Annotated in this window: 24 protein-coding genes; 16 read left to right on the forward strand and 8 right to left on the reverse strand. The window is 63.4% G+C overall.

All coding sequences use genetic code 11. The annotated features are described in order from the left end of the window. Window positions 1–3: 3 nt before the first annotated feature. Window positions 4–1,077: an acyl-CoA desaturase gene (locus R3280_RS06115; protein WP_318997698.1), complete on the forward strand. Its 1,074-nt coding sequence runs from the start codon at window positions 4–6 to the stop codon at window positions 1,075–1,077. Here R3280_RS06115 and R3280_RS06120 read toward each other — a convergent pair whose 3' ends face one another. The 3 genes from R3280_RS06120 to hemN form a co-directional block, all read right to left on the reverse strand. Further along, window positions 1,078–1,524 carry an Rrf2 family transcriptional regulator gene (locus R3280_RS06120; RefSeq protein WP_318997699.1) on the reverse strand — a complete coding sequence of 149 codons (447 nt, stop codon included), beginning with the start codon at window positions 1,522–1,524 and terminating at the stop codon, window positions 1,078–1,080. It lies immediately after the preceding gene. Between the two features lie 413 nt (window positions 1,525–1,937). Next, the gene (locus tag R3280_RS06125) at window positions 1,938–2,375 is read right to left on the reverse strand and encodes an Rrf2 family transcriptional regulator (protein ID WP_318997700.1); all 438 of its coding nucleotides are present in this window, start codon (window positions 2,373–2,375) and stop codon (window positions 1,938–1,940) included. A gap of 391 nt (window positions 2,376–2,766) precedes the next feature. Continuing rightward, entirely contained in the window at window positions 2,767–4,185 is a 1,419-nt protein-coding gene (hemN, locus tag R3280_RS06130; protein WP_318997701.1) for an oxygen-independent coproporphyrinogen III oxidase, read from the reverse strand. Window positions 4,186–4,401: 216 nt separating this feature from the next. Between hemN and R3280_RS06135 the strand changes: the two genes are divergently transcribed. Beyond that, the gene (locus R3280_RS06135; RefSeq protein WP_318997702.1) at window positions 4,402–5,934 is read left to right on the forward strand and encodes a cryptochrome/photolyase family protein; all 1,533 of its coding nucleotides are present in this window, start codon (window positions 4,402–4,404) and stop codon (window positions 5,932–5,934) included. Between the two features lie 145 nt (window positions 5,935–6,079). Further along, entirely contained in the window at window positions 6,080–7,315 is a 1,236-nt protein-coding gene (locus R3280_RS06140) for a transporter substrate-binding domain-containing protein (RefSeq protein WP_318997703.1), read from the forward strand. A 16-nt stretch (window positions 7,316–7,331) separates the two neighbouring features. Here the strand turns inward: R3280_RS06140 and R3280_RS06145 are convergent, their stop codons facing one another. Then, on the reverse strand, window positions 7,332–9,020 hold the full coding sequence (locus tag R3280_RS06145) for an HAD family hydrolase (protein ID WP_318997704.1): 1,689 nt from the start codon (window positions 9,018–9,020) through the stop codon (window positions 7,332–7,334). A gap of 79 nt (window positions 9,021–9,099) precedes the next feature. Between R3280_RS06145 and R3280_RS06150 the strand changes: the two genes are divergently transcribed. Both R3280_RS06150 and R3280_RS06155 read left to right on the forward strand, forming a co-directional pair. Next, entirely contained in the window at window positions 9,100–9,243 is a 144-nt protein-coding gene (locus R3280_RS06150) for a DUF2256 domain-containing protein (RefSeq protein WP_318997705.1), read from the forward strand. Continuing rightward, entirely contained in the window at window positions 9,240–10,760 is a 1,521-nt protein-coding gene (locus tag R3280_RS06155; protein WP_318997706.1) for an FAD-binding domain-containing protein, read from the forward strand. The genes R3280_RS06150 and R3280_RS06155 overlap by 4 nt, the downstream gene beginning before the upstream one ends. A 3-nt stretch (window positions 10,761–10,763) precedes the next feature. On the opposite strand, the gene R3280_RS06160 is transcribed toward R3280_RS06155, so the two are convergent. Then, window positions 10,764–11,687 carry an AEC family transporter gene (locus R3280_RS06160; protein WP_318997707.1) on the reverse strand — a complete coding sequence of 308 codons (924 nt, stop codon included), beginning with the start codon at window positions 11,685–11,687 and terminating at the stop codon, window positions 10,764–10,766. 209 nt (window positions 11,688–11,896) lie between these two features. Between R3280_RS06160 and fabA the strand changes: the two genes are divergently transcribed. Then, a complete protein-coding gene (gene fabA, locus R3280_RS06165; protein ID WP_318997708.1) occupies window positions 11,897–12,406 on the forward strand; it encodes a bifunctional 3-hydroxydecanoyl-ACP dehydratase/trans-2-decenoyl-ACP isomerase in 510 nt (169 codons plus the stop codon). A gap of 11 nt (window positions 12,407–12,417) precedes the next feature. Then, entirely contained in the window at window positions 12,418–13,632 is a 1,215-nt protein-coding gene (fabB, locus tag R3280_RS06170; protein WP_318997709.1) for a beta-ketoacyl-ACP synthase I, read from the forward strand. On the opposite strand, the gene R3280_RS06175 is transcribed toward fabB, so the two are convergent. Beyond that, the gene (locus tag R3280_RS06175) at window positions 13,616–14,164 is read right to left on the reverse strand and encodes a helix-turn-helix transcriptional regulator (RefSeq protein WP_318997710.1); all 549 of its coding nucleotides are present in this window, start codon (window positions 14,162–14,164) and stop codon (window positions 13,616–13,618) included. The genes fabB and R3280_RS06175 overlap by 17 nt on opposite strands. A gap of 231 nt (window positions 14,165–14,395) precedes the next feature. On the opposite strand from R3280_RS06175, the gene R3280_RS06180 reads away from it, so the two are divergent. The 8 genes from R3280_RS06180 (at window position 14,396) to R3280_RS06215 (ending at window position 21,374) form a co-directional block, all read left to right on the forward strand. Continuing rightward, the gene (locus R3280_RS06180) at window positions 14,396–14,851 is read left to right on the forward strand and encodes a hypothetical protein (RefSeq protein ID WP_318997711.1); all 456 of its coding nucleotides are present in this window, start codon (window positions 14,396–14,398) and stop codon (window positions 14,849–14,851) included. Window positions 14,852–15,127: 276 nt separating this feature from the next. Next, window positions 15,128–16,576, forward strand: a complete 1,449-nt coding sequence (sufB, locus tag R3280_RS06185; RefSeq protein WP_318997712.1) for a Fe-S cluster assembly protein SufB — start codon at window positions 15,128–15,130, stop codon at window positions 16,574–16,576. Between the two features lie 81 nt (window positions 16,577–16,657). Continuing rightward, window positions 16,658–17,416, forward strand: a complete 759-nt coding sequence (sufC, locus tag R3280_RS06190; RefSeq protein WP_318997713.1) for a Fe-S cluster assembly ATPase SufC — start codon at window positions 16,658–16,660, stop codon at window positions 17,414–17,416. Between the two features lie 9 nt (window positions 17,417–17,425). Then, the gene (gene sufD / locus R3280_RS06195) at window positions 17,426–18,712 is read left to right on the forward strand and encodes a Fe-S cluster assembly protein SufD (RefSeq protein ID WP_318997714.1); all 1,287 of its coding nucleotides are present in this window, start codon (window positions 17,426–17,428) and stop codon (window positions 18,710–18,712) included. 5 nt (window positions 18,713–18,717) lie between these two features. Then, a complete protein-coding gene (locus tag R3280_RS06200) occupies window positions 18,718–19,971 on the forward strand; it encodes a cysteine desulfurase (RefSeq protein WP_318997715.1) in 1,254 nt (417 codons plus the stop codon). Between the two features lie 13 nt (window positions 19,972–19,984). After that, entirely contained in the window at window positions 19,985–20,338 is a 354-nt protein-coding gene (locus R3280_RS06205; protein ID WP_318997716.1) for a HesB/IscA family protein, read from the forward strand. 35 nt (window positions 20,339–20,373) lie between these two features. Then, window positions 20,374–20,916: a putative Fe-S cluster assembly protein SufT gene (sufT, locus tag R3280_RS06210; RefSeq protein WP_318997717.1), complete on the forward strand. Its 543-nt coding sequence runs from the start codon at window positions 20,374–20,376 to the stop codon at window positions 20,914–20,916. Continuing rightward, window positions 20,916–21,374 carry a SufE family protein gene (locus R3280_RS06215; protein WP_318997718.1) on the forward strand — a complete coding sequence of 153 codons (459 nt, stop codon included), beginning with the start codon at window positions 20,916–20,918 and terminating at the stop codon, window positions 21,372–21,374. The genes sufT and R3280_RS06215 overlap by 1 nt, the downstream gene beginning before the upstream one ends. Window positions 21,375–21,380: 6 nt before the next feature. On the opposite strand, the gene R3280_RS06220 is transcribed toward R3280_RS06215, so the two are convergent. Then, window positions 21,381–22,610 carry a flagellar assembly protein T N-terminal domain-containing protein gene (locus R3280_RS06220; protein ID WP_413468744.1) on the reverse strand — a complete coding sequence of 410 codons (1,230 nt, stop codon included), beginning with the start codon at window positions 22,608–22,610 and terminating at the stop codon, window positions 21,381–21,383. Next, complete coding sequence (locus R3280_RS06225) at window positions 22,607–23,137, reverse strand: LPP20 family lipoprotein (RefSeq protein WP_318997720.1); 531 nt, start codon at window positions 23,135–23,137, stop codon at window positions 22,607–22,609. The genes R3280_RS06220 and R3280_RS06225 overlap by 4 nt, the downstream gene beginning before the upstream one ends. Before the next feature lie 257 nt (window positions 23,138–23,394). Here R3280_RS06225 and traF point away from each other — a divergent pair, with 257 nt between their 5' ends. Continuing rightward, window positions 23,395–24,657 (forward strand): conjugal transfer protein TraF, encoded by a 1,263-nt coding sequence (traF, locus tag R3280_RS06230; RefSeq protein WP_413468745.1) that lies wholly within the window; start codon window positions 23,395–23,397, stop codon window positions 24,655–24,657. Window positions 24,658–24,670 lie beyond the last annotated feature (13 nt).

Raw genomic sequence — 24,670 nt, forward strand, 5'->3', positions numbered from 1 at the left:
GAGATGAAACAGCTCAACGAACAGCAACTGGACAATCTGGCAAAGGACCTGGACGCCATCCGGGAGGACGTCCTGGCGGATCTGGGTGAGCGGGATGCCCGCTACATCCGCCGTATCGTGCGCCTGCACCGCACCCTCGAGGTGGGCGGCCGGGTGATGATGCCGTTTGGTTTCATCCCGCCGGTGTTCGCCGCCGCGGTGGCCAGCCTGGGCATCTCAAAGATCCTGGAGAATATGGAGATTGGCCATAACGTCATGCATGGCCAGTACGACTGGATGAACGACCCCTCGCTGCATTCACAGACCTACGAGTGGGATACCGTCTGCACCGGTGATTCCTGGCGCCGTACCCACAACTACGAGCACCACACCTACACCAACGTGATCGGCAAGGACAGGGACTACGGTTACGCCCTGCTGCGCCTGAGCGACGACACTCGCTGGAAGCCGGCCCACAGCCTGCAGTTCATCAATTATATCCTGCTCAGTGTGCTGTTCCAGTGGGGTGTGGGCCTGCATGAGCTGGAGAGTGAGCGGATCCGCCGCCGCGAAATCAGCATCTGGGACAAGAAGGACTTCCTCAAGGACTTCTTCCGCAAGGGTGGCCGCCAGGCCTTCAAGGACTACGTGTTCTTCCCGCTGATCACCCTGCCGGTGGCACCCATCGTGCTGGCGGGCAACGTCAGCGCCAACCTGATCCGCAACCTGTGGTCCTCCACCATTATCTTCTGCGGCCACTTCACCCAGGATGCGGAGACCTTCACCGAGGCCGAGTGCGAGAACGAGAGCCGCGGCCACTGGTACCTGCGCCAGCTCACCGGCTCCAGCAACTTCACCGGCCCGGGCTGGATGCATACCCTGAGCGGCCACCTGAGTTACCAGATCGAACACCACGTGTTCCCGGATCTGCCGGCGCACCGCTATCGGGAAATCGCCCCGAAAGTGCAGGCAGTGTGCGAGAAGTACGGTATCCACTACAACACCGGCAGCTTTGCGCGCCAGTACGGCACCGTACTCAGACGGATCGCCCGCTTCTCCCTGCCGGACCGTGTCCGGACCCGGCTGGAAGCGGCCTGACTAGTCAACCATCTTGATCTGCAACAGCCGCCGCAAGTGCGGCTGTTTTGCTTCCGGCAGCAGGTCGGCAAGGGTGTAGCCGTCCAGTGTGTCGAAGAAAGCCTTCAGCGCCTCCGCCAGCACGTGTTTGATACCGCAGACCGGCTTGATCAGGCACTGGTTGTTGCTGCCAAAGCATTCCGCCAGCTCGAAATCCTGTTCGGTTTCCCTGATCAGCAGCCCGAGGTTGATGCCCCCCGGCTCCTGCCCCAGCCGCAAACCGCCGTTCTTGCCCCGAACCGTCTCCACATAACCCATGCGATTGAGCTGGTAGACCAGCTTCATCAGGTGATTGCGGGAGATACCGTAACTGTCGGCGATCTCGCGAATGGTCACCAGACGATCAGGTTTCAGGGCGAGGTAGAACAGTACCCTGACGGCGTAGTCGGAATAGCGGGTGATGTGCACGACAACCTCCCCTGGCCCGTCACAGGCAGCGACGCGCCAGCGGTCAGACCCTGATCATGGTTACCAGCAGAATCATCAGCCAGAGCGCCAGGCTGCAAGGAGTCAGCACTCGGTCTTGGCTCACCCCTTAAAGAAATACCTGGTTTGAATTTTATAATACACCGCCCGTACCGCTCGCGAAACTTGCCGGCAGCAATAGGCAGCGGTTTCAGGTCCAATTACGGGAGGAACAAACAACAGGATCATGAGGGACCGACCGAATATCGGTGAGCGCACAATAAAGGTGCATTAAAAGCATGAAAACGGGAGGTGAGAGCAGGGTTACCTGCTCGGGGTGGTGAACCAGGGCACAGCGGGACATCCGGACGGTCAGCCTCTCGAGCCCGGCAATCCGACCACCCGCGCTGGCAAGCTCAGGCGATCTGCAGGAGCCGCAACAGCTGGGGCTTCTTTTTCTCCGGCAGCAGATCCGCCAGACAGTGCTGGTCGAGCGCGGTCAGGAAGGCGTCAAGGGCTTCCGAGAAGACCCCCTTGAGGCCACAGACCGGCCCTATGGCGCAACTGGATTCCGATGAGAAACATTCAACCAGCTTGAGATCCTGCTCGGTTTCCCGCACCAGAACACCTATGTTGATGTTCTTCGGGTCCATATTCAGCCGCAGCCCGCCATTCTTGCCACGCACCGTTTCCACATAGCCCTTGCGGTTGAGCTGATGCACCACCTTCATCAGGTGGTTCTTGGAGATGTGATAGCTGTCGGCAATTTCCTGGATCGTGGTCAGGTGGTCCTTCTGCACCGCGAGGTAAATCAGGACCCGTAAAGAATAATCGGTATAACGGGTGATGTGCATCCGCCTGCTCCAAACAACGTGAACTGTATGGGCGTCCATGACACCCACACCCCGCACTCGGAATACCTGGCATGCTGGTGCGACGGCCGGCCCGGCGGCTTATCGAAACATGTCCCAGAGTTGCAAACCGGGCTAGATGATATATACGCAGCCCCCAGTTCCATGGTTCTGCAGGCTGACCATTATATTTTGTAAAAATGTATTGTGAAGTATCCGTATACAACTAGCCAGCCGGAAATTTATCTTTGAAGCATGGGGAAAGGACAATTGATTTATTTGAAGCACATATTAGTAAATAACATTGCCTGCCAGGTATTAAAGGAGCAAATGGAGGGCGTTGATTCGCCGCGACATTGCCGCCTCGGGTTGTGAGGCAGCATGGTGGCAGGTGCTAGATGATGCGGGAGAATCGCTGGCTCGCCCCGTCCTGGCGGTAGGCATCGAATAGCTGGCAAATCGCACGGATCAGGAGCCGGCCGGCCGGCAGCACCGACAGGCCCTCGCCACTGTCATGGACCAGGCCGTCCTGGATCATGGGTCGCAGGCGCCGGCGCTCACCGGCGAAGTAACGGTCGAAGTCCTCGCCGAACAGGCCGGTGAAGTCCGCCCGGTCCACGCGGAACTGGCAAATAAGCTGGCCGATCACCCAGCGCCGGATGCGATCGTCCCGGCTCAGGCGCACACCCCGAAGGGTGGCCAGCTCGCCGGCATCAATTCGGGCCTCCCAGGTCGGCAGGTCGTGGTGGTTCTGGAAATAGGCGCCGTCGGTCTGACCAATGGCCGATACCCCGAGGGAGACCAGGTCACAGTCACTGTGGGTGGTATAGCCCTGAAAATTGCGGTGCAGCCGACCCTCCCGCTGGGCAATGGCCAGGCTGTCGTCTGGCTGGGCGAAATGGTCCATGCCGATGTACTGATAACCCGCCGCCAGCAGGCGCTCGATGGTTTCATGCAGCATCACCAGTTTGTCCGCCGGTGACGGCAGGGTGTCGCCCTGGATGCGGGTCTGGGGGTAGAAGCGCTGAGGCAGGTGGGCGTAGCTGAAGATGGACAGCCGGTCCGGAGCCATCTCCAGCACGTGCCCCAGGGTGTCAGCGAAACTGGCCGGGGTCTGGTGAGGCAAGCCGTAAATCAGGTCCAGGTTGATGGAGCCGAAGCCCAGTCGCCGGGCTTCGGCCAGCACCGCCTCGGTCATCGCCCTGGGCTGGAGCCGGTTGACCGCCTTCTGGACCACCGGGTTGAGATCCTGCACCCCCAAGCTGACCCGGTTGAACCCCAGCGCCTTCAGGGTGGCGAGGGTCTGGTCGTCCACCTCGCGCGGGTCGATCTCGACACTGAAGTCCCGGCTGTCCTCCTGCGCCAGGTTGAAAAGCTCGCCGTAACCGGCCATCAGGGTGCGCATTGCGTCGTCCGGCAAGAAAGTGGGCGTGCCGCCACCCCAATGAAGCTGCCGTACCGGCCGGTGACCACCGTACAGCTCCGCCTGGATCGCCGCTTCCCGAAGCAGCCGCTCCACATAGGGCATGGCCTTGTCGCGCTTCCTGGTGATGACCTTGTTACAGGCGCAGTAGTAGCACAGGTGGGCGCAGAACGGCAGGTGGGTGTAGAGCGACAGGTCGCGTCCGCTGGCGCGGCTGGCAACCACATCCCGGGCCATGTCCCGGCCGGTGTAGTCGGTACTGAACTCAACGGCAGTGGGATAGGAGGTGTAGCGTGGCCCGCTCAGGTCGTAGCGGCGGATCAGGGCGTTGTCCCAGGCCAGCGGCGCGGCTTTGTAGGGCCGGTCTTGGGTCGGTGCGGTGGCGGTCATGGTCGGGCTCTTTTTTCGCGGCGTTACCGGAGCGGGTGCGGCACCAGTCTATTAAAAGAGACCGACGGCAGGCTTGATCCAGGTCAGGCTCGCATGCGACGGGCTGAACCACCCCGCGCCTGCCGGCGTACTTTCGATACCGCTTTATCAATTGCCACCGCGGCGTTACTGAACGGGTAGCGGGGGCCTTCAATCTGATCCCGGGTAAGGACCTTCATGGCGAACCTGATTCTCATTCTTGGCGACCAGCTCACCCCCGACATCAGCGCCTTGGCGGATGCCGACCCGGGAACCGACCGGGTGATCATTGCGGAAGTCCATGACGAGGCCAGCTACACCAACCACCACCGCAAGAAGATCGCCCTGCTGTTCAGCGCCATGCGGCATTTTGCCGACGAGCTTCGCCGCCAGGGCTGGCAGGTGGACTACCATCACTATGATCCCGACAGCTCGGCCCGCTCGCTGGAGGCGGTGGTGGCTGCGGCCGTCCGGAGTCATCGGCCGGAGCGGCTGATTACCACCGAGTGTGGGGAGTGGCGCCTGGATCACCAGATCCGCCAATGGCATGAGCGTCTGGACCTGCCGGTGGAGATCCGTGCGGACCATCGCTTTGTGTGTAGCAAGAAGGAGTTCGCTGACTGGGCCGAGGGCCGCAAGCAGCTGCGCATGGAATTCTTCTATCGGGAAATGCGCCGCAAGACCGGGCTGCTGATGACGCCGGAGGAAGAGCCGGAGGGCGGCCAGTGGAATTTCGACAGCGACAACCGCAAGAAGTGGACCGGCAAGCCCAAGGCACCCGGTCCTTTCCGGGTGGAGCCGGACGAGATCACCGCCGAGGTACTGGCCCTGGTGGACCGCCACTTTGACGATCACTTCGGCACCACCGAGGACTTCCACTTTGCCGTCACCCGGGAGGATGCCCAGAACGCTCTGGAGTATTTCCTGGACTACGCCCTGCCCTGCTTCGGGGACTACCAGGACGCCATGTCCGATGACGAGGACTGGCTTTTCCACTCCATCCTCTCACCCTACCTCAATTGCGGCCTGCTGGACCCACTCACGGTCTGCGAAGCAGTGGCACAGCGGTACTACAGCAACCAGGCGCCACTCAATGCGGTGGAGGGGTTCATCCGCCAGATCATCGGCTGGCGCGAGTTCGTCCGCGGGATCTACTGGCTCAACATGCCGGATTACGCCGAGCAGAACCGGCTGGCCAATCAGCGTGCGCTGCCCTGGTTCTACTGGACCGGCGACACCGGCATGCGTTGCATGCACAAGACCATCGACGCCACCCGTCGCAACGCCTACGCCCACCATATCCAGCGCCTCATGGTAACCGGTAACTTCGCCCTGCTGGCGGGTATCAAACCAGCGGATATCTGCGACTGGTACCTGGCGGTCTATGCCGACGCCTACGACTGGGTGGAGCTGCCCAACACCCTGGGCATGGTGATGCATGCCGACGGCGGCTACCTGGGCTCCAAGCCCTACGCCGCCAGCGGCAAGTACATCCACCGCATGTCCGACTACTGCGGCCAGTGCAAATACAACGTCAACAACGCCACCGAGGACGATGCCTGCCCCTTCAACTCGCTTTACTGGCATTTCATCCATCGTCATCGGGACGAATTTGCCAACAATCCCCGCATGGGCATGATGTACCGTAACTGGGACAAACAGAAACCCGAGCGCCGCGAAGCCCTTCTCAAGCGCGCTGACTGGCTGCTGGCCCATCTCGAGGAGATCTGATCCCGGGGTGAAATAACCAGAGGCGGGGCAGGTAAACGGTGCTATGCTCAGTCATGGGGCACGGCCAAGAGCCGGCCCCGACATGTCATGGTGGTGGATGATGAAAGCCCCATTGGTTGTGGCCATTCTTCTTGCTTCTGGCGCAATGCCTGTTGTCGCGGCCACCCTGAGCCTGTACACCTTCCACGCGCCCCCCTTCCAGATAGAGCCTGTCTCCGGCGGAAGCCCGACCACGGTGACCGGCACCACCGTTGACACCATCGAATGCGTTACCGGCCGGATGGGCTGGGACACCCGGATTCGCACGGTGCCCCAGAACCGCGCCATCCATGGTCTCTCTAACCATTCCGTGGATGGCTATTTCGCGGTCCGTGAATCCTCGAAACTGGAACCTTTCGCTCAAGCCACCGCCCCCGTGGCGCTGGAGAAATGGTATGTCTACTCGCGAGGCCCGATTGTCGATTTCCGCAGGGCCCGGATTGGCGTAGTGGCCGGCAGTAACGAAGCCCTCTGGCTGGAGCAGAACAAGTTCAGCCCCCATATGCAGGTTTCCTCTACGCCGCAGCTTTTGGCGGTACTGGACAGGGGCCGGGTGGACGCTGTCCTGCTCGATCGCCGGGTCATGCGCAGCTACCTTGAGGAGCTGCCCAACGAGGAGCGCCAGCGACTCGAACTGGAGAGCCGCTTCGTGCGTTTTGCGCCCCTGCACCTCTACCTGAACCGGGGGTTCCTGGCGATTAACCAGCCTTTCCTGGCGGCTTTTAACCACCACCTTCCGGGCTGCATCAAGACCGAATTTCAGCTCGACGAGCAGGAGGCTGACATAGTCCGCGCCCTTGCGCGGAAATTGCTGGACGATGCGATAGCGAGCAACCAGCTGACACGTCATTTGATCAACCATGTGCCCTACTCGGGTCTTGATGAGGTGCTGGCACTGGACCAGGCCTGGCAGGACCACGCCCCGGCCCGGCATTCGCCACTGGCGATCGAGCTCCTGCAAAACCCCACCTCGCGAAGCCTCGCCCGTTGGCAGGACTCGCAGCAGAAACTGGTAACCGAGATCTTCGTCATGGATGCCATGGGCGCCATCACTGCCCTGAGCCAGCTGACGTCGGACTTCTGGCAGGGCGACGAGCGCAAGTTCCAGGCCACCGTCGCCATGGGCTCGGGCGATATCCACCTCAGTGCCGTCCATTTCGACCATTCCTCCCGGCGCTTCCAGGTGATTGCCTCGGCACCGGTGTGGCTGCTGGGGGGCAGCCGCTTCGTGGGGGCGGTGGCGGTGGGCCTGGACGTGGAACTGGCGCTTGCCCTCACCAGCGAGGTCTTTCTGCCGCTGACTCCGCGAAATACCGCGGCGCTGCCGCCCGCAGCCGAATAGGCCTCGGCCGCCATGCTCAGGGCGGGCCCACCTCGCAGGCCAGCACCAGTGCCCAGAACTCGGAGAAATCGTTGACGACCACATCGGGTTTGTCGGGGTGGCGCCGGGTGCCGGGAAAAATCTTGTGGAGCCAGGGCAGGTCCCACTGGGCGCCATTGAAGAAGACCGCGGTCATGCCGGCCCGCTTGGCGGCAATGATGTCGGTGGTACTGTCACCCACGTACCAGACACTGGGGTCGGCGGGGTAATTGAGGTTTTCCGCCGCCAGCAGGAGCTGATCCGGATGGGGCTTTCGCAGCGGGGTGTCGTCACCGCAGACGTTGGTGTCGAACAGATGGGTCCAGCCGGTGCCCTCCACCGCCGCCAGCTCGTGCTCGAAGAACTCCCGGTCGCGGTTGGTAATCACCCCCACCGAGATCTCCAGCCGGTGCAGTCCTTCCAGCACTGCCCTTACCCTGGGCTCGAATGCATTCACGTTGCCGTAATGGTTGCGGTAATGCTGGTTGAAGGTCTTGTGGGCGATGGCCTTGGCGGCTTCGTCATCGCCAAACAGCACCTCGAAGATGTCGGTGCGTGAGATCTTCCGGTCCGCCTTGACCTTCGGGTGCAGCTTGGCGAACTCCCGCACATAGGCCACCAGCTTGGCGTCCTCCGGCGTCTTGCTGTCCTCCGGCATCACCATACGCTCCATCAGCTTGAGGCTGCGAAAATCCGGCAGCATGTCGTCGACGGCGTGGTACATGGCATCCAGGGTGTCCACCAGGGTGGCGTGCCAGTCGAACAGCACCACCCGCGGCCGGATCAGTTTGGCTACCGCCGGGTGCCAGTCCGGTTCCACCCGGGGTTCCGGCGGCCGTGGCGCCGGATGGTGGGGCGGGCGCACGGATGCTGGCGGCACTTCGAAGGCGCCGGGGTTGCACTGCTCGATCCGCTCCAGGCCGTCCATGAGGTCGTCGAAGCTGTCCAGGATGGCACTGGGGGCGTCGCGGTGGCTGAACCAGCTGTCGATCCGGCCCGGCTCCCAGCCCGCCCCGTTGTAGAACAACGCCGTCACGCCGGCGTGATTGGCGGTGATCATGTCGACGTAACTGTCCCCCACGTACCAGGCCGAGGCATCCGCCGGCAGCGCCAGCTTCTCCAGGGCCTTGAGGATCACTTCCGGGTCAGGCTTGTAGTGCACCACGTCATCGGCGCAGACGGTGGCATCGAACAGGCCCTGCCAGCGCCCGCCGTCCACGGTTTTCAGTTCGGTCTCCAGGAATTCCCGGTTGCGGTTGGTGGCCACCACCAGTTGGATGCCCAGCTTGCGACAGGCCAGCAGGTAGTCGTAGACACCCTCCTGGAAGGGTTTGACCCGGCCGAAATACTTGCGGTAGCAGTGGTTGTAGGCCTCGTGGGCGATCAGCCGGGCCTCACGGTCGTCGCCGAAGATGGCGTTGAAGATGTCGGTGCGGGATACCCGGCGCTCCGCCAGTATGCGTGGGTGCAGGCGCCGGAAGATGCGGATGTAGCGCACCAGGCGGGCGTCATCGGGCGTCTTGCAGCGCTCCTCCGGCAGCAGACGTTCCACCAACCCCAGCTCCTCGAGTTGGGGCAGCATGTCCTCCATGGCACTGAACATGGCATCGTGGGTATCCACCAGGGTGCCGTGCCAGTCGAACAGCATGACGCGGGGCACGGCCATGGAATCGGAAAAACGGGCCATCAAGCGGTCTCCCGGGGCAATACGGTCGTATGGATAGGCGTTGGCCAATCCATTATCCAGTAAAACCTATTCCGCGAGCATGCACAAAAAACCACACCTGCCCTCCAAAACCTGCCCGGTCTGCCAGCGCGACTTCAACTGGCGCAAGAAATGGGCGAGGGACTGGCCCAATGTCCGCTACTGCAGTGAACGCTGCCGGCGCACGGGAGCCGTGCGCCCATGACCACCGTGGTCTGGCTCAAGCGCGACCTGCGCAGCTTTGATCATGGCCCCCTGCTGGCCGCCGCCGAGCGGGGCGAGCCACTGATTCCCCTCTACGTAGTGGAGCCGGACTACTGGCGCCTGGCGGACACCAGTGAGCGCCACTGGGACTTCATCGCCGACAGCCTCGCCGATCTTGACCGGCAGTTGCGCCGTCTCGGCGGCCACATGGTCATTCGCTACGGCGATGTCACGCAGGTGCTGGCACAGCTGCGCCAACAGGGTCACCTGGAGCGGGTGTTCTGCCATCAGGAAACCGGCAATCACTGGACTTTCGAGCGGGACCGGCGGGTGATGGCCTGGTGCCGGGATGCGGGCGTGGAATTCCGGGAGTGGAGCCAGTTTGGCGTCGTGCGAAGACTGCGGGACCGGGACCTCTGGGACCAGGCCTGGAACCGGCAGATGCGCCAGACGCCCCTGCCTGCTCCGGGCCAGGTGAGGGTTCCGGAGGGCGTGGTTTCAACCCCTGTGCCAAGGCCGGAGTTCGCCCATGCCCTGCCCTGTCCGGACCGCCAGAAGGGCGGCAGCGAGTCCGGCTACAAACTGCTGGCGTCCTTCCTGGACCGGCGTTGCGTGGGCTACCAGTACAACATCTCCAGCCCGCTGACGGCGGTGCGGGCCTGCTCCCGCCTGAGCCCCCACATCGCCTACGGTACCGTCAGCCTGCGCACCATCTACCAGCAGGCGCGGGCGGTGGGCCAGCACCCCAACAGCCTGCCCCGCAAGAAACGCAGCCTCACCAGCTTCCGCTCCCGGCTGCACTGGCACTGTCATTTTATCCAGAAACTGGAGGACGAGCCGGAGCTGGAGTTCCGTGCCATGCACCGGGAGCTGGAGGCCCTCAAGCAGGGCCCCAACGACAGCGAGCGCCTGCAGCGCTGGCAGGAAGGCCAGACCGGCTGGCCCCTGGTGGACGCCAGCATGCGGGCGCTGCGCCACACCGGCTGGATCAACTTCCGCATGCGGGCCATGATGATGGCGGTGGCCAGCTACCAGCTCTGGCTGCACTGGCGCGACCCGGCCCTGCACCTGGCGCGGCTGTTCACCGATTTCGAGCCCGGCATCCATTACCCCCAGGTGCAGATGCAGTCCGGCCTCACCGGCATCAATGCCCTGCGTATCTACAACCCGCAACTGCAGTCCCGCAAGCTGGACCCGGAGGGCGAGTTCATCCGCCGCTGGGTGCCGGAACTGGCGGGCCTGCCGGCCGAACTCATCCACACACCCTGGCTGCTGACACCGGCCCAGAAGGCCCGTTTCGGCGGCAACACCTACATCGCCCCGGTGTGCGACCACGAACAGGCCGCCCGTTCGGCCCGCAAGGCAGTGGCGGATTTCCGCAAACAGTCGGTGTCCCGGGCCGAGACCGAGCGCGTGCTGAAACGCCACGGCAGCCGCAAGGGCCCGATTCAGAAGCGCCCCCGGTTGGACAGCGCGCCGGCGCCAGACAGCCAGCAGCTCAACCTGTTCGGCGACTGACCCTCAGGGCGACAGCACCAGGGACACCATCAGCGGGATGTACGCCAGGGCGAACAGGGTGCTCAGCAGCGTGGTGCCCGCGGCCTGTCGCGGCGAGGTGTCCAGCAGGGTGGCAATCACCACGGTATTGGCGGCAATGGGTGTGATGGAAATCAGGAACAGGGCCTTGTAGACCGCCGGCCCGTAAAGCTGCAGGAACTGGCTGTCCAGCCACCAGAACGCCAGCGCCGCCAGCGGCCAGGCCACGAACTTGCCGAAAAAGGCCAGGCCGGTGAAGCGGATATCCCCCGCCAACCCCCGCATGCTGGAGATCCCCATGCCGATGATCATCATGCCGAAAATGCTGTAGGCGCCGCGCAGGTTGTCAAACAGCGGGGCGAACACATCGGGAATGCTGGCACCGGACAGGTTCAGCACCACCCCCAGGGTGAAGGCATAGAGGGAGGGCAGCCGCGCCACCCGCCGCAGGCAGTCAACCACGCCGTAGCGGCCCCGCGCCGCCAGGTAGAAGCCCACCGAGGTCTCGAACAGGGTGGTGCCCAGCATGGCCACGATGTAGAGCCCCACCCCCGCCTCGCCGAACAGCAGCAGTGCCACCGGGATGCCGAAATAGCCGGTGTTCCCAGTGCCGGCCGCCAGCGGCATGATGTTGGCGCCGGGCCCCCTGAGCCAGTGTCTGGCCAGCAGCATGTGAACCACACCCACCAGGGTGGAGAGGCCGAAGGTCAGCAGCGGCAGGGCGATCACTTCCGGCGACAGCGGCGCCTTCATGGTGCCGTAAAACACCACCGAGGGGGTGATCATGTACAGCATGATGCCGGCGATGTGGCGGCCGCTGGCCTCCAGATAGCGGCCGGCCACCCAGCCCATGACCACGGTGATATAGAGGGGAATGAGCTTGTAGAAAAGCGCCAGCGCCGCTGCCATGACTGCTCCCGGGCAAGTGAGAGCGGCAGTCTAGCACGCCCTGGCGTGAAGGCATGCCCGGCCCTGGCCGACCGTACCGGCCGGTTGCGTACCAGCGAAGCACAAGGCCAGGAACCTCCGGTCAAGAAATCACAACCGGCAGTCAACCCCCGACCCGGCCAAAGGGTCTACACTGAAGGTATTCATTTCAGCCAGGGGAAAGCACACCGATGTATCCAGACCATTTCGACAAGCAACAACTGATCGATTGCGGCGAAGGCCGGCTGTTCGACAAGGGCCCGCAACTGCCGGTCAAGGAAATGCTGATGCTGGACCGCATCACCCACATCAGCGACAGCGACGGCGCCTACGGCAAGGGCAGCATCGTGGCGGAACTGGACATAAACCCGGACCTCTGGTTCTTCAAAGTCCACTTCCCCGGCGACCCGGTGATGCCGGGCTGCCTGGGGCTGGACGCCATGTGGCAGCTGGTGGGCTTCTTCCTGGGCTGGGTCGGCGCTGAAGGCAAGGGCCGTGCGCTGGGTTCGGGTGAGGTCAAGTTCTCCGGCCAGGTACTGCCGGAACACAAACTGGTGACCTACCGCATCGATATCAAACGTCTGATCCGCCGCAAGCTCAACATGGCGATCGCCGACGCCACCATGGAGGTGGACGGCCGCGAGATATACGCCGCCAAGGATCTGCGGGTGGGTCTGTTCACCACAACGGATAATTTCTAGGAGCCATGACTATGCGCCGCGTCGTCGTTACCGGGATGGGCATCGTCTCCAGCCTGGGTACCAACAAAGAGGAAGTCACCCGCTCCCTGAAGGATGTCAAACCCGGCATCGGCTTCAGTGAGGAAGCCCGGGACGCCGGCCTCCGAAGCCACATCTGCGGCCAGATCAACCTGGATCTGAAAGAGCTGATCGACCGCAAGCTGATGCGCTTCATGTGCCCAGCGTCCGGTTACACCTACCTTTCGATGAAGGAGGCCATCGAACAGGCCGGCCTGACCGACGAGCAGATCCGCGCCAACAGCACCGGTATCGTAATGGGCATGGGGGGTGTATCCAGCGTCGAGCTGATCGACTCCATCGACACCCATCGCGAACGCGGTCTGCGCCGGGTCGGCCCCTACCGGGTACCGCGGATCATGGGCAGCGCCATCAACGCCTGCCTGTCCACCGCCTACGGCATCACCGGCATCAACTACGGCATTACTTCCGCCTGCGCCACCAGCGCCCACGCCATCGGGCACGCCGCCGACCAGATTGCCCTGGGCCGTCAGGACGTGATGTTCGCCGGTGGCGGCGAGGACATTCACTGGTCCCTGAGCCTGCTGTTCGACGCCATGGGCGCCCTGTCCACCAAGTACAACGACACCCCGGAGAAAGCCTCCCGCACCTACGACGCCGACCGCGACGGGTTTGTCATCTCCGGTGGCGGCGGGGTGCTGGTACTGGAAGCCCTGGAGCACGCCGAAGCCCGCGGCGCCAAGATTCTTGCCGAACTAGTGGGCTTTGGCGCCACTTCCGACGGCGCCGACATGGTGGCCCCCAGTGGCGAAGGCGCGGTGCGATGCATGCAGCAGGCCATGAAAAATCTGGACGGCGAGATCAGCTACATCAACACCCACGGCACCAGCACGCCGGCCGGTGACGTCACCGAGCTGCGCGCCATCGGCCAGGTATTCGGTGACAAGATCCCGCCGCTTGGCTCCACCAAACCGCTGAGTGGCCATGCCCTGGGGGCGGCGGGTGTGCATGAGGCGATCTACTGTCTGCTGATGCAGCAGAACAGCTTCGTCACTCCCTCTGCCAACATCCAGAACCTCGACCCGGACGCCGGACTCTTCCCCATCGTGCGGGAGCGCAAGGACAATGCCTCCCTGCCGCTGGTGATGAGCAACAGTTTCGGCTTTGGCGGCACCAACGCCAGCCTGGTGTTCAGCGTACCGCGCTGAGCAAGGCCGCAACGCCGGGCTGGTCCGCGCGGCCGGCCCGGAATTCCGCCGGGGAGGTGCCCATCCATCGTTTGAACGCTCGGCTGAAGGCACTGAGTTCCGAGAAGCCCAACAGCTCCGCCACTTCCGTCAGGGGCCGCTCCGGCTCCTGCAGGTAGCTCAGCGCCTGCTCCCGGCGCACCTCGTCCAGCAGCCCAAGAAAGGTCAGGTTCTCTTCTTTCAGGCGCTTGTAGAGCGTGTAGCGGCTCATATTGAGCTGGGCGGCCACCGCCTCCACGCCGACACGACCCTCCGCCAGACGTTCGGCAATCAGCGCACGAACTTTGCGTCCGAATGTCAGCGACGGCAGTACCCGGTGCTGTATCAGCAGCCACAGGCGCTGCAGCTGCGACGGCGACAGCCGCACCTGGGGCTGGTCCAGCTGTTCCACCTCCACATCCGCGTAGCGCGCCAGCTCCAGGCGGGACACGCCGGCGGACTGGAGGGTTGAAACCATGGCGGTAACCAGCGGACCCAGTGCATCGACACCCATGTCATGATCTCCTGAATGGTGCATTGCCTGGCAGATTGGGCCAGGCGCTTGAGCGTACACTTGTTCGCTGAAAACAGCCACCGCTCGCCGGTCCCGGCGCCCCCTCCATAGGTCTTAGGTGCCTCTGCGAAAGGCCTCGGGCGGCAGCCGGCCGGTTTGCGACCCTGGCCACGGAATCACCCCACCGCAGGCGGTTATGCTGGCCGCCCCATACATGGATGGAGCCTGCCGGTGCCTGGAATTATCCGATTGCTGTCTGTCACCCTGCTGACCCTCACCACAGCCGCCGCGGCCGGCGCCGACACCCTGTCCACGCCGGCGGCGATCGACACCCACACCGGGGCCTTCATGACCCGGGTGGCAGACGGAGATGTTGGCGCCGCCTACCGCTCGCTGCGGCCCTACCTGGGAGTCCCCGCCGAGCCGTACGACGCCTCCGCCGAGGAAGCCAGAACCTACTTCAACCAGGTGGCCGAGCGGGTCGGCGACACCCTGGCGGTCAGCCAGGCCCGCCGGGAAGCCATAGGAGCCGATTTCTACCGGGTCACCTGGCTGCAGAAGTTCGACACCGCCGCCATTGCCTGGACCTTCACCTTCTACCAGCCCCTGGAAGGCTACAAACTGGTGGGCGTGAGTTACTCCACCGAGTTGTCCGACCTCTACCGGCCGGTTGCCAGGGCCGACTAAAGCCGTTTACCGCCTGCCCCCCCGATTGCGCTATAATCCCCGCTGCCTCAAATTAATACCTGACTATTTTACTCTGATATTGTATAATTGATCACCAGAAGCCATCCAATAACCAGCCCCCGGGCGTATACCCGCCGCGCAAGCCGTGGTTTCGGGATGCCGGGAAATAATGGCTTCCAGCGACATCCGCCAGCGCCAGCCAGACCCTGAGAGCGCGGGCCGCCAGGTAAACAGAGAGGGCCGCAGGCCCCAGATGAGAGAGACGGAGCAACGATCATGGCGAACACCGACAAGCAGGTGAACGAGCTGATCAAACGGGAGTACGAGCACGGTTTCGTAACCGAGATCGAGGCCGACACCTTTGAGCCGGGCCTGAACGAAGACATCATCAAGCGTCTTTCCGACATCAAGCAGGAGCCTGAGTTCATGCTGGAGTGGCGGCTGAAAGCCTATCGCCGCTGGCTTGAGATGGAGGAGCCGGACTGGGCTCACGTCAACTATCCCAAGGTGAACTACCAGGACATCTCCTACTATTCTGCGCCGAAGAAGAAAGAGGACATGCCCCAGAGCCTGGACGAAGTCGATCCGGAGCTGCTGAAGACCTACGAGAAGCTGGGCATTCCCCTGCACGAGCGCGAGAAGCTGGCGGGCGTGGCGGTGGACGCGGTGTTCGACTCGGTGTCCGTGGCCACCACCTTCAAGGAGCCGCTGGCGAAGGCCGGCGTGATCTTCTGCTCCATCTCCGAGGCGATCCGTGAGTATCCGGACCTGGTCAAGAAGTACCTGGGCTCGGTGGTCCCCGCCGGCGACAACTTCTTCGCCGGCCTGAACTCAGCGGTGTTCTCCGACGGCACCTTCGTGTACGTACCCAAGGGCGTGCGCTGCCCGATGGAACTGTCCACCTATTTCCGCATCAACGCCGCCAACACCGGCCAGTTCGAGCGCACCCTGATCATCGCCGACGAGGGCAGCTACGTCAGTTACCTGGAAGGCTGCACCGCTCCCATGCGGGACGAGAACCAGCTCCACGCCGCGGTGGTGGAACTGGTGGCGCTGGACGACGCCCAGATCAAGTACTCCACGGTGCAGAACTGGTACCCGGGTGACGAGAACGGCAAGGGTGGCATCTTCAACTTTGTCACCAAGCGTGGCGCCTGCATCGGCAAGAACTCCAAGATCTCCTGGACCCAGGTGGAAACCGGCTCCGCGGTGACCTGGAAGTACCCCAGCTGCGTGCTGCGGGGCGATAACAGCGTGGGCGAGTTCTACTCGGTGGCGCTCACCAACAACTTCCAGCAGGCCGACACCGGCACCAAGATGATCCACCTGGGCAAGAACACCTCCAGCACGATCATCTCCAAGGGTATTTCCGCTGGCCGCAGCAGCAATGCCTATCGCGGCCTGGTGAAGTTCGGCCCCGGTGCCGAGGGCGCCCGCAACTTTACCCAGTGTGATTCGCTGCTGATCGGGGACCGCTGTGCGGCCCACACTTTCCCCTACATCGAGAACCGGAACAAGAGCGCGATCCTGGAGCACGAGGCCACCACCTCCAAGGTCAGCGACGAGCAGATGTTCCTGTGCCGCCAGCGCGGCATCGACCCGGAGCAGGCGGTGTCCATGATCGTCAACGGCTTCTGCAAGGAAGTCTTCAAGGAGCTGCCCATGGAGTTTGCGGTGGAAGCCGGCAAGCTGCTGGAAGTCAGCCTTGAGGGCTCGGTGGGCTAAGCCGACGCCGGAATTACGCGGCCGCCGCGAGGCTTGGGCCGGCCACTGAATTTGAACGATGACTGAGAGAGAACGACATCCATGCTGAGCATCAAGAACCTGCACGCCTCTGTCGAGGGTAAAGAGATCCTCAAGGGCATCAACCTGGAGATCAAGGCCGGGGAAGTTCACGCGATCATGGGGCCCAACGGTTCCGGCAAGAGCACCCTGTCCCAGGTTCTGGCGGGCAATGACGCCTTTGAGGTCACCCAGGGCGAGGTGATCATGGATGGCAACAATCTGCTGGACCTGGAGACCGAGGAGCGCGCCCGCGAAGGCGTGTTCCTGGCCTTCCAGTATCCGGTGGAGATCCCCGGCGTCAGCAACATGCTGTTCCTGCGCACCGCGGTCAACGCCCTGCGCCAGCACCGGGGCGAGCCGGAACTGAACGCTGCCGAATTCATGAAACTGGCCCGGGAAACCTCCAAGCAGGTGGACCTGGACCCGGAATTCCTCAAGCGCGGCGTCAATGAGGGCTTCTCCGGTGGTGAGAAGAAGCGCAACGAGATCCTCCAGGCACTGCTGCTGCAGCCGCGGCTGGCGATCCTGGACGAGACCGATTCGGGCCTGGACATCGACGCCCTTAAGATCGTCGCCGACGGCGTAAACGCCCTGAAATCCCAGGACCGTGCCGTGTTGATGGTCACCCACTACCAGCGCCTGCTCAACCACATCGTACCGGACCAGGTGCACGTGCTGGCAGGCGGCCGCATCATCAAGTCCGGCGGCCGGGAACTGGCACTGGAACTGGAAGAGCGCGGCTATGGCTGGCTCGGTATCAACGAAGCCGTGACCGGTTAAGGAGGCGCTATGAAACCGGCACCAACCCTTTCCCGCAGCTTCCTTGAAACCACCGGCGAACACCTGCCGGCGCCCCTGCTGGAACTGCGCAAACAGCGTGGCACTGCACTGGTGGACATGCCCCTGCCCACCCGCAGGACCGAGAACTGGAAATACTCCAGCCGCTACCTGCAGTTGCCCGACAGCCTGGCCACCGGTCTGGCCTCCGAGGGCAAGGGCGGCCCCGCGCTGGCCGTGGACGGCTATCACGTGGTGTTCCGCAACGGTGTCATGCTGCCGGAAGCCAGCGATTTCCCGGATGTGGACGGCATCACCATCAAGCGCTTTGCCGACCTGAGTGACGACGAAGCCCGTACCCTGGCGGAGCGCCTGGACAACACCCTGGATGCCAACGCGGTGCAGCTGGCCCGGCTGAACAGCGCACGCTTCGAGGACGGCCTGTTCATCAGCCTCACGGCTGACGCCGTGCTGGACCAGCCCCTGTTCATCATCTGCGAGACCGACGCTCACACCAGCGGCTCGGCCTATCCGCGCATCTACGTGGAAGCCGGCAGACACAGCCAGATCACCGTGGTTGAGGAATACATAAGCACCGGCCACGAAGCCGCCATGGTCAATGCGGTCAGTGAGTACAGCCTGGCGGATGGCGCCCAGGTCACCAGCGTGCGGCTGGCCCTGGACGGCGAGAACGTCCAGCACATCGGCGCCACCGGTGCCCGCGTCGGCGGCCATAGCCGGTTCGAGAGCCACACCGTGGGCTTCGGTGGCTCCCTGCGCCGGCACGACCTGCAGGTGCGCCTGGAATCCCCCGGCGCCGAGTGCAAGCTCAACGGCGTGGCGGTAACCCAGGGCAAGCAGCATTACGACAACCACACCACCATCGAGCACGTGGCGCCCCACTGCAACAGCGAGGAGAGCTACCGCAACATCGCCGCGGACCAGTCCCACGCCATCTTCAGTGGCCGCATCCATATCCATCAGGATGCCCAGAAGTCCAACGCCAACATGAGCAACAAGAACCTGCTGCTCTCCACCGGTGCCGAAATCGACACCAAGCCGGTGCTGGAAATCTACGCCGACGACGTCAAGTGCGCTCACGGCGCCACCGTCGGCCAGCTGGACGAAGACTCCATCTTCTACCTGGTGTCCCGCGGTATCGGCCGGCGCGAAGCCACCGTGCTGCTCAGCATGGCCTTTATCAACGAGCTGATCGAGCAGATTCCGGTGGCGTCGGTTCGCGAAACATCCCAGGGACGGCTCAACCACTTTATTGACCAGACCTTCGTGGAGGCCTGAGCACCATGACAGATCTCTCAGTAGCGAAAGCCATGAGCCATCCGGGCCTGGACGTGGATGCGATCCGGCGGGATTTCCCGATCCTAAGCCAGACCATCAACGGCAAGCCCCTGGTCTATCTGGACAACGGCGCTTCCGCCCAGAAGCCCAACGCCGTGCTGGAGGCCATGGACCGCTACTACCGGGAGAGCCATTCCAATGTCCACCGCGGCGCCCATACCCTGGGCGACCGGGCCACGGCGGCCTTCGAGGGCGCGCGGGAGACAGTGCGCGGTTTCATCAACGCCGCCAGCATCAAGGAAGTGATCTTCACCCGTGGCACCACCGAGGCCATCAACGTGATTGCCAACGGGCTGGCGGACCGCCTCAACCCCGGTGACGAGATCCTGCTCAGCCACATGGAGCACCACGCCAACATCGTGCCCTGGCAGATGCTTGCCGAGCGATCCGGCGCCCGGGTAGTGCCCATGGCGGTGACACCGGAGGGCGAGCTGGACCTGGAATCCTTCGAGAACCTGCTGGGCGAGCGCACCAGAATCCTGGCCTTTACCCACGTGTCCAACGTGCTGGGCACCGTCAACCCGGTGTCCGAACTGGTGGCCCGTGCCCGCAAGCACAACGTCATCACGGTGGTGGACGGCGCCCAGGCGGTGCCCCACTACCAGCCGGATGTGCAGGCGCTGGACTGCGACTTCTATGTATTCTCGTCCCACAAACTGTTTGGCCCCACCGGCATCGGTGTGCTCTACGGCCGCGAAGCCCTGCTGGAAGCCATGCCGCCCTATCAGGGTGGCGGCGAGATGATCGAGCGGGTCAGCTTCGAGCGCACCACCTGGAACATCCTGCCCTACAAGTTCGAGGCGGGCACGCCGGCCATTGCCGAGGCGGTGGGCCTGGCGGCGGCCATCGACTACCTGGCCGGTCTGGACCGGGCTGCCCTCGAAGCCCATGAGCAGGCCCTGCTGGAGCACGCCAACAGCCTGGTGGCCACCGTGCCCGGCATGGAGATTGTCGGTACCGCGGCCCACAAAGTGCCGGTGCTGTCCTTTAAAATCGAAGGCCTGCACCCCAGTGATATAGGCACCCTGCTGGACCAGCAGGGTATCGAGATCCGTACCGGCAACCATTGCGCCATGCCGCTGATGGACTTGTACGGGGTGCCGGGCACCGCCCGCGCATCCTTTGCGTTCTACAATACGCTGGAAGAGGTGGACGCGCTGTTCAACGCGCTCCGCAAGATCCAGCGCCTGTTCGTTTGATGGAGGCGAATCGATGACGGCAGAAACCTATACGCCGACCGTCGGGGTCACCATGACACCCAGTGCGGTCAAGCATGTGCGCAAACAGTTGGCAAAAAAGCCGGACGCCAAGGGCATTCGCCTGGCGGTGAAGAAAAGCGGCTGCTCCGGCTTCAAGTACGAGACCCAGTGGGTGGAGCAGGCCGGCAGTGACGACCAGGTCTTCACCGTGGACGACGTCAGCATCTACGTCGAGCGCCAGCACCTGCCCATCGTCAACGGCACCGAGATCGACTTCATCACCGAGGGCGTCAACTCGATGTTCTATTTCCGCAATCCCAACGCCACCGCGGAATGCGGTTGTGGCGAGAGCTTCTCCGTCGTCTGACGGCGGACCCGGACCAGACGAGGCCAGAGAGACAGATGCAAGAACGGGAAGTGGTCCTGACCAAGCGCGAAGTGGAGGCACGGCTGGTGCCCTCCGGTACCGAAATCATGATTCCCTCGGATACCTTCGTGACCATCACCCAGGCCCTGGGCGGCACCTTTACGGTGGCGGTCAACGGCAACCTTGCGCGCATTGAAGGCCACGACGCCGATGCCCTGGGCAAGGAGCCGTTGCAGAGCAGTTTCGAGACCCCGGCTGACGGCACCATCAACGAGAACCAGGTCTGGGAAGCCATGCGCAACTGCTACGACCCGGAGATCCCGGTCAATGTGGTGGACCTGGGCCTGATCTACGACTGCCGGATCGAGAACGGCACCGAGCAGGGCAACAAGGTCTACATCAGGATGACCCTGACCGCGGCCGGCTGCGGCATGGGCCCGGTGATCACCGACGACGTCAAACGCAAGGTGGAGCATGTGCCCAATGTGGATTCGGTGGAGGTGGAACTGACCTTCGACCCGCCCTGGAGCAGCGACATGCTGACCGATGAGGCCAAGCTGGAACTGGGGATGTTCTGATGACAAGTGCAAGCACGCAGTACACCAGCAATCCGCTGGGCACATCGGTCACCATCGACGACGTGATCGGCGACCTGGAGTTCCTCGACGACTGGGAGGAGCGCTACGCCTACATCATCGACCTGGGTAAGCAGCTGCCTCCGTTCCCGGAACAGGAGCGTACCGATGAGAACTTTGTCCACGGCTGCCAAAGCCAGGTCTGGCTCAGCCATCACCTGGACGAAGACACCGGCAGGCTCTTCCTGCTGATCGACTCGGACGCCATGATCGTGCGCGGCCTGGCCGCCATCATCCTGGTGGCACTGAACGGCAAGACCCCGAGAGAACTGCTCACCACCGACATCGACGAGCTGTTCGAGCGGCTGGACCTGTTCCGTCACATCTCCCCCACCCGGGGCAATGGTCTTCGCGCCATGGTGGGCAAGATCCGCGACCTCGCCGCCCGGGAAGCTGCCTGAGCCGACCTACCAGATGATCGCCAGATCATCCCGCTGCAGATTGGCCTGACCCGCCGGCATCGGAATCAGGCCATTGCTGAATTCCGGATGCACACTGTCCAACCTGACCTTGACCTCGGCGTCCCGCAGTTCCGGTGTGGCCCCGGGGGCGTCGAAATAGCTGTAGCTGCGATACAGGTGCAGCTCATCGCCGGGGCGCAGGCCCGCGGCGGCGCCGGAATCCAGGGTCACCTTCTCACCGTCCACCCGGGTAATACGGGTCATGAACGGCTGGCAGGCCAGGGCCTGATTCACTGCGGTTTTCATTTCCGCCAGCAGGCCGTTCACCGCCTGGCCGTAGTCCGTGGCCTGGAAACCGGCTGAGCCAAAACCTGTGGAGGCACCCGGGCCAGCATTCCACTGACCCTCGGTGCTGAATCGCTGCTGGTAGATCGGGGTGCCGCTGAAGCCGTCATAGATCATCAGGTCCGCCACGAATCGTCGGCTCTGGTCCACCAGCCCCACCCCCCGCTGCAGACGGTCCAGCACCGAAGACCCCCAGGCCGATGGGTCGGCGATGCCCAGGTCCCGGATCACGCCGGTCACCACGAACTGCACGCCAAGCTCCCGGGCCAGACCCACCACATTGGTAAGCCGGTTGTCGAAGCGCTGTTCGGTGGGGGCATTGCGCAGGCTTTCGAACATCCTTACGGTGGTGGCGCCGTAGACCTGCAGGTCCCCTTGCTGCTGCAACGCCGCCTGCAGTGCCTGCGGCAAGATCTCGCCGGCATCGTCCAGGCGGCCAACTCTTGCCTGGTCCGGGTAAAGAATGGGAAATCCCGTCACCGCCACCTGTTTGCGCAGCCGGAAGGCGTCGCCGGCCCCACAGCTGGCACTGGCGGACATGTCGGCCCGCACGGTCACCCGCAGCAGGTTGCCATTGCGGTATTCGTTGATAATCCGCACGTCCCGGGCCTGGGCGCGGGAGGCCACGGTGAGACGGGAATCGGTCAGCACGCCGTTGGTCAGGGTCTCTTCGCTGGCGATCTGGGCCTCGTACTGCAGGGCCACTTCCCGCAGGGCGGCGCGGCGGGCGTCGTTGCGGGCGGTGTCCAGGTCACCGTTGCGGATAACCGCCTGGCCGGTGCCCTCCAGTACCACCGCCTGGGCGGCCGGCACCAGTACCAGCAGCAGGAGCAGGCCGCAGGCCAGGCTGCGGCGGACAGAAGCAATCTGGGTCACGGCGGCGGGCCTCATTCGATGTAGTAGAGCGAGTCGACGCTGCGGCTCTGCACGTCGCCGATGCTGTCATTGTGCCGGGGCATGGGAATCGGGCACAGCTCCCGGACCTCATGGTCGTCCACATTGGCCACACAGGCCCGGAAACGGGGTTCAAGCTTCAGTTCCATGACCGACTCCACCACGCCATCACTGTGCTCGTTGACCGCCACCAGTTTGGCACCCCGGATATAGGAGTCCACATAGGCCCGAAATACATCGCTGCGCAGGACAAAATCATTCACCGTGGAGCTGCCGTAGATCACCGTGCCATAGACCCGCTCGGCCAGGTTGCGGTAGGCATCCAGCTGCGAGGCCCGGCGGGCCATCAGCCGCTTCTGGGTGTTGAGACGGTCGGTGGCCGGCGCCTCGTAGGTGCCAAAGCCACTCACCCTCACGGTGATGGGCTCCAGCGGTGGCTCCTCAGCAGCCTGGCGATGGCCGCCCAGGGGGGCGCATCCGGCCAGGGAAACCATCAGGGTCAGGCTGATCCAGCGAACTATCATGACGGGGAATCTCCGGAAAGTCGTCGTTTTGCCATTGCCATGAAAAATTCGGGCCAACCTCGATAACTCCCTGTAATGGGAACGAAACCACGGATTCGGGCGTTTTCCTCTGCAGCGGAGCGGCAAGAAACTACCGGCGTTTACCTACGGGAACATTCGGTAACGGTGCCTCCCCCAAGTGTTCATGTATCTTCCAGTAATGTACCGGTAACTTTTCCCAGAATCACAACAACCTTGTGGAGCCTTACAAACCCATGATGTCCCCATCGGTTTCCCGACTCGCCCTGGCCATTGGCCTGACCATCACCACCAGCTCGGCGCTGGCAGGTGCCCAGGCATTCCAGACTGCACGTTCCCTCGCCATGGGCGGCACTGGTGTGGCGGTGGCCCATCCCGCAGGTGCCAACGTTTCAAATCCTGCGATGCTGGCGGCGGACCAGCACAGCTGGTCCGACGATTTCGGGCTGATCCTGCCTTCGGTCAACGCCCGCTTTGCCGACGAAGAGGAAACCATCGACCAGATCGACGACATCCAGGGCACCATCGACCGTTTCCAGACCATCGACAAGAACTCCTCTCCGCAGGAGGCCCGTGACGCTGCCGGGCAGCTCCGGCAACAGCTGAATGAATTCGACAAGGATACGGTCCGGGTGGATGCCGGTCTGGGCGTGAGCCTGGCTGTGCCCACCGATGGCCTGGCGGTTGGCGTGTTCACCAGCGCCAGTCTGCGGGCCACCGTGCGAGGGGAATTCGACCAGGACGATGAGCAGTTCCTGCGTAACCTGGAAACCGCCAGCACAGCGGACCTCCTGCAGGCCGACCTGGATCGTGACCTGCAGTCCCGGGGCCGCATCCTGGCCTCCGCGGTTGGGGAAGTGGGCATCAGTTTCGCCCGCGCCATTGAATTGAACAACGGCGAGCGCCTGCAGCTGGGCATCTCCCCCAAGTACGTCCAGATGCGCACCTTCCAATACACCGAAACCGTGTCCGGATTCGAGGATGGAAACTTCGACGCCAGCGACAGCGAAACCGAGAAGTCCGGCTTCAACTTCGACCTGGGAGTGGCCTACGCCTTTGGCGATGCCAAGCAGTGGAATGCCGGCCTGGCGGTTCGCAATGTGATCCCCATGGAGCTGGACTCCGCCGCCAACCGCCCGGAGCTGGGGGAGCGCAAGCGCACCTACGAGCTGGGACCGCAGGCCACCGCGGGTATTGCCCACCGTGGTGACTTTCATGTTGTCACCGCGGAGCTGGACCTGACCGAGAACCAGGCCTTCGGCTTCGAGGACGACACCCAATGGCTGGCCGTGGGCGCCGAATTTGACGCCTTCCGCTTCGCCCAACTGCGCCTGGGTGCCCGCCAGAACCTGGCCAGCAATGACGACAGCCGCGGCGTGGAGGAGTCCACCCAGTTCACCTTCGGCGTCGGCCTGGCGCCGTTCGGAGCGCGCCTGGATGTTGCCGGCCTGGTGAGCGATGCCGATGTGGGCGCCGCCATCGAACTTGGCGCGGCATTCTGACACAGCCGGCCAG

The sequence above is a fragment of the Marinobacter sp. genome (assembly GCF_033722195.1).
Classification (GTDB): domain Bacteria; phylum Pseudomonadota; class Gammaproteobacteria; order Pseudomonadales; family Oleiphilaceae; genus Marinobacter.

Coding starts and splice junctions, on each gene's coding strand:
- R3280_RS06160 (WP_318997707.1), bottom strand. CDS start 11,687: ATGGCAGCGGCGCTGGCGCTTTTCTACAAGCTCATTCCCCTCTATATC.
- sufC (WP_318997713.1), top strand. CDS start 16,658: ATGCTGAGCATCAAGAACCTGCACGCCTCTGTCGAGGGTAAAGAGATC.
- R3280_RS06135 (WP_318997702.1), top strand. CDS start 4,402: ATGGCGAACCTGATTCTCATTCTTGGCGACCAGCTCACCCCCGACATC.
- sufB (WP_318997712.1), top strand. CDS start 15,128: ATGGCGAACACCGACAAGCAGGTGAACGAGCTGATCAAACGGGAGTAC.
- R3280_RS06215 (WP_318997718.1), top strand. CDS start 20,916: ATGACAAGTGCAAGCACGCAGTACACCAGCAATCCGCTGGGCACATCG.
- R3280_RS06140 (WP_318997703.1), top strand. CDS start 6,080: ATGCCTGTTGTCGCGGCCACCCTGAGCCTGTACACCTTCCACGCGCCC.
- R3280_RS06225 (WP_318997720.1), bottom strand. CDS start 23,137: ATGATAGTTCGCTGGATCAGCCTGACCCTGATGGTTTCCCTGGCCGGA.
- sufT (WP_318997717.1), top strand. CDS start 20,374: ATGCAAGAACGGGAAGTGGTCCTGACCAAGCGCGAAGTGGAGGCACGG.
- R3280_RS06150 (WP_318997705.1), top strand. CDS start 9,100: ATGCACAAAAAACCACACCTGCCCTCCAAAACCTGCCCGGTCTGCCAG.
- R3280_RS06125 (WP_318997700.1), bottom strand. CDS start 2,375: ATGCACATCACCCGTTATACCGATTATTCTTTACGGGTCCTGATTTAC.
- sufD (WP_318997714.1), top strand. CDS start 17,426: ATGAAACCGGCACCAACCCTTTCCCGCAGCTTCCTTGAAACCACCGGC.
- fabB (WP_318997709.1), top strand. CDS start 12,418: ATGCGCCGCGTCGTCGTTACCGGGATGGGCATCGTCTCCAGCCTGGGT.
- hemN (WP_318997701.1), bottom strand. CDS start 4,185: ATGACCGCCACCGCACCGACCCAAGACCGGCCCTACAAAGCCGCGCCG.
- fabA (WP_318997708.1), top strand. CDS start 11,897: ATGTATCCAGACCATTTCGACAAGCAACAACTGATCGATTGCGGCGAA.
- R3280_RS06200 (WP_318997715.1), top strand. CDS start 18,718: ATGACAGATCTCTCAGTAGCGAAAGCCATGAGCCATCCGGGCCTGGAC.
- R3280_RS06155 (WP_318997706.1), top strand. CDS start 9,240: ATGACCACCGTGGTCTGGCTCAAGCGCGACCTGCGCAGCTTTGATCAT.
- R3280_RS06145 (WP_318997704.1), bottom strand. CDS start 9,020: ATGGCCCGTTTTTCCGATTCCATGGCCGTGCCCCGCGTCATGCTGTTC.
- traF (WP_413468745.1), top strand. CDS start 23,395: ATGTCCCCATCGGTTTCCCGACTCGCCCTGGCCATTGGCCTGACCATC.
- R3280_RS06220 (WP_413468744.1), bottom strand. CDS start 22,610: ATGAGGCCCGCCGCCGTGACCCAGATTGCTTCTGTCCGCCGCAGCCTG.
- R3280_RS06205 (WP_318997716.1), top strand. CDS start 19,985: ATGACGGCAGAAACCTATACGCCGACCGTCGGGGTCACCATGACACCC.
- R3280_RS06175 (WP_318997710.1), bottom strand. CDS start 14,164: ATGGGTGTCGATGCACTGGGTCCGCTGGTTACCGCCATGGTTTCAACC.
- R3280_RS06115 (WP_318997698.1), top strand. CDS start 4: ATGAAACAGCTCAACGAACAGCAACTGGACAATCTGGCAAAGGACCTG.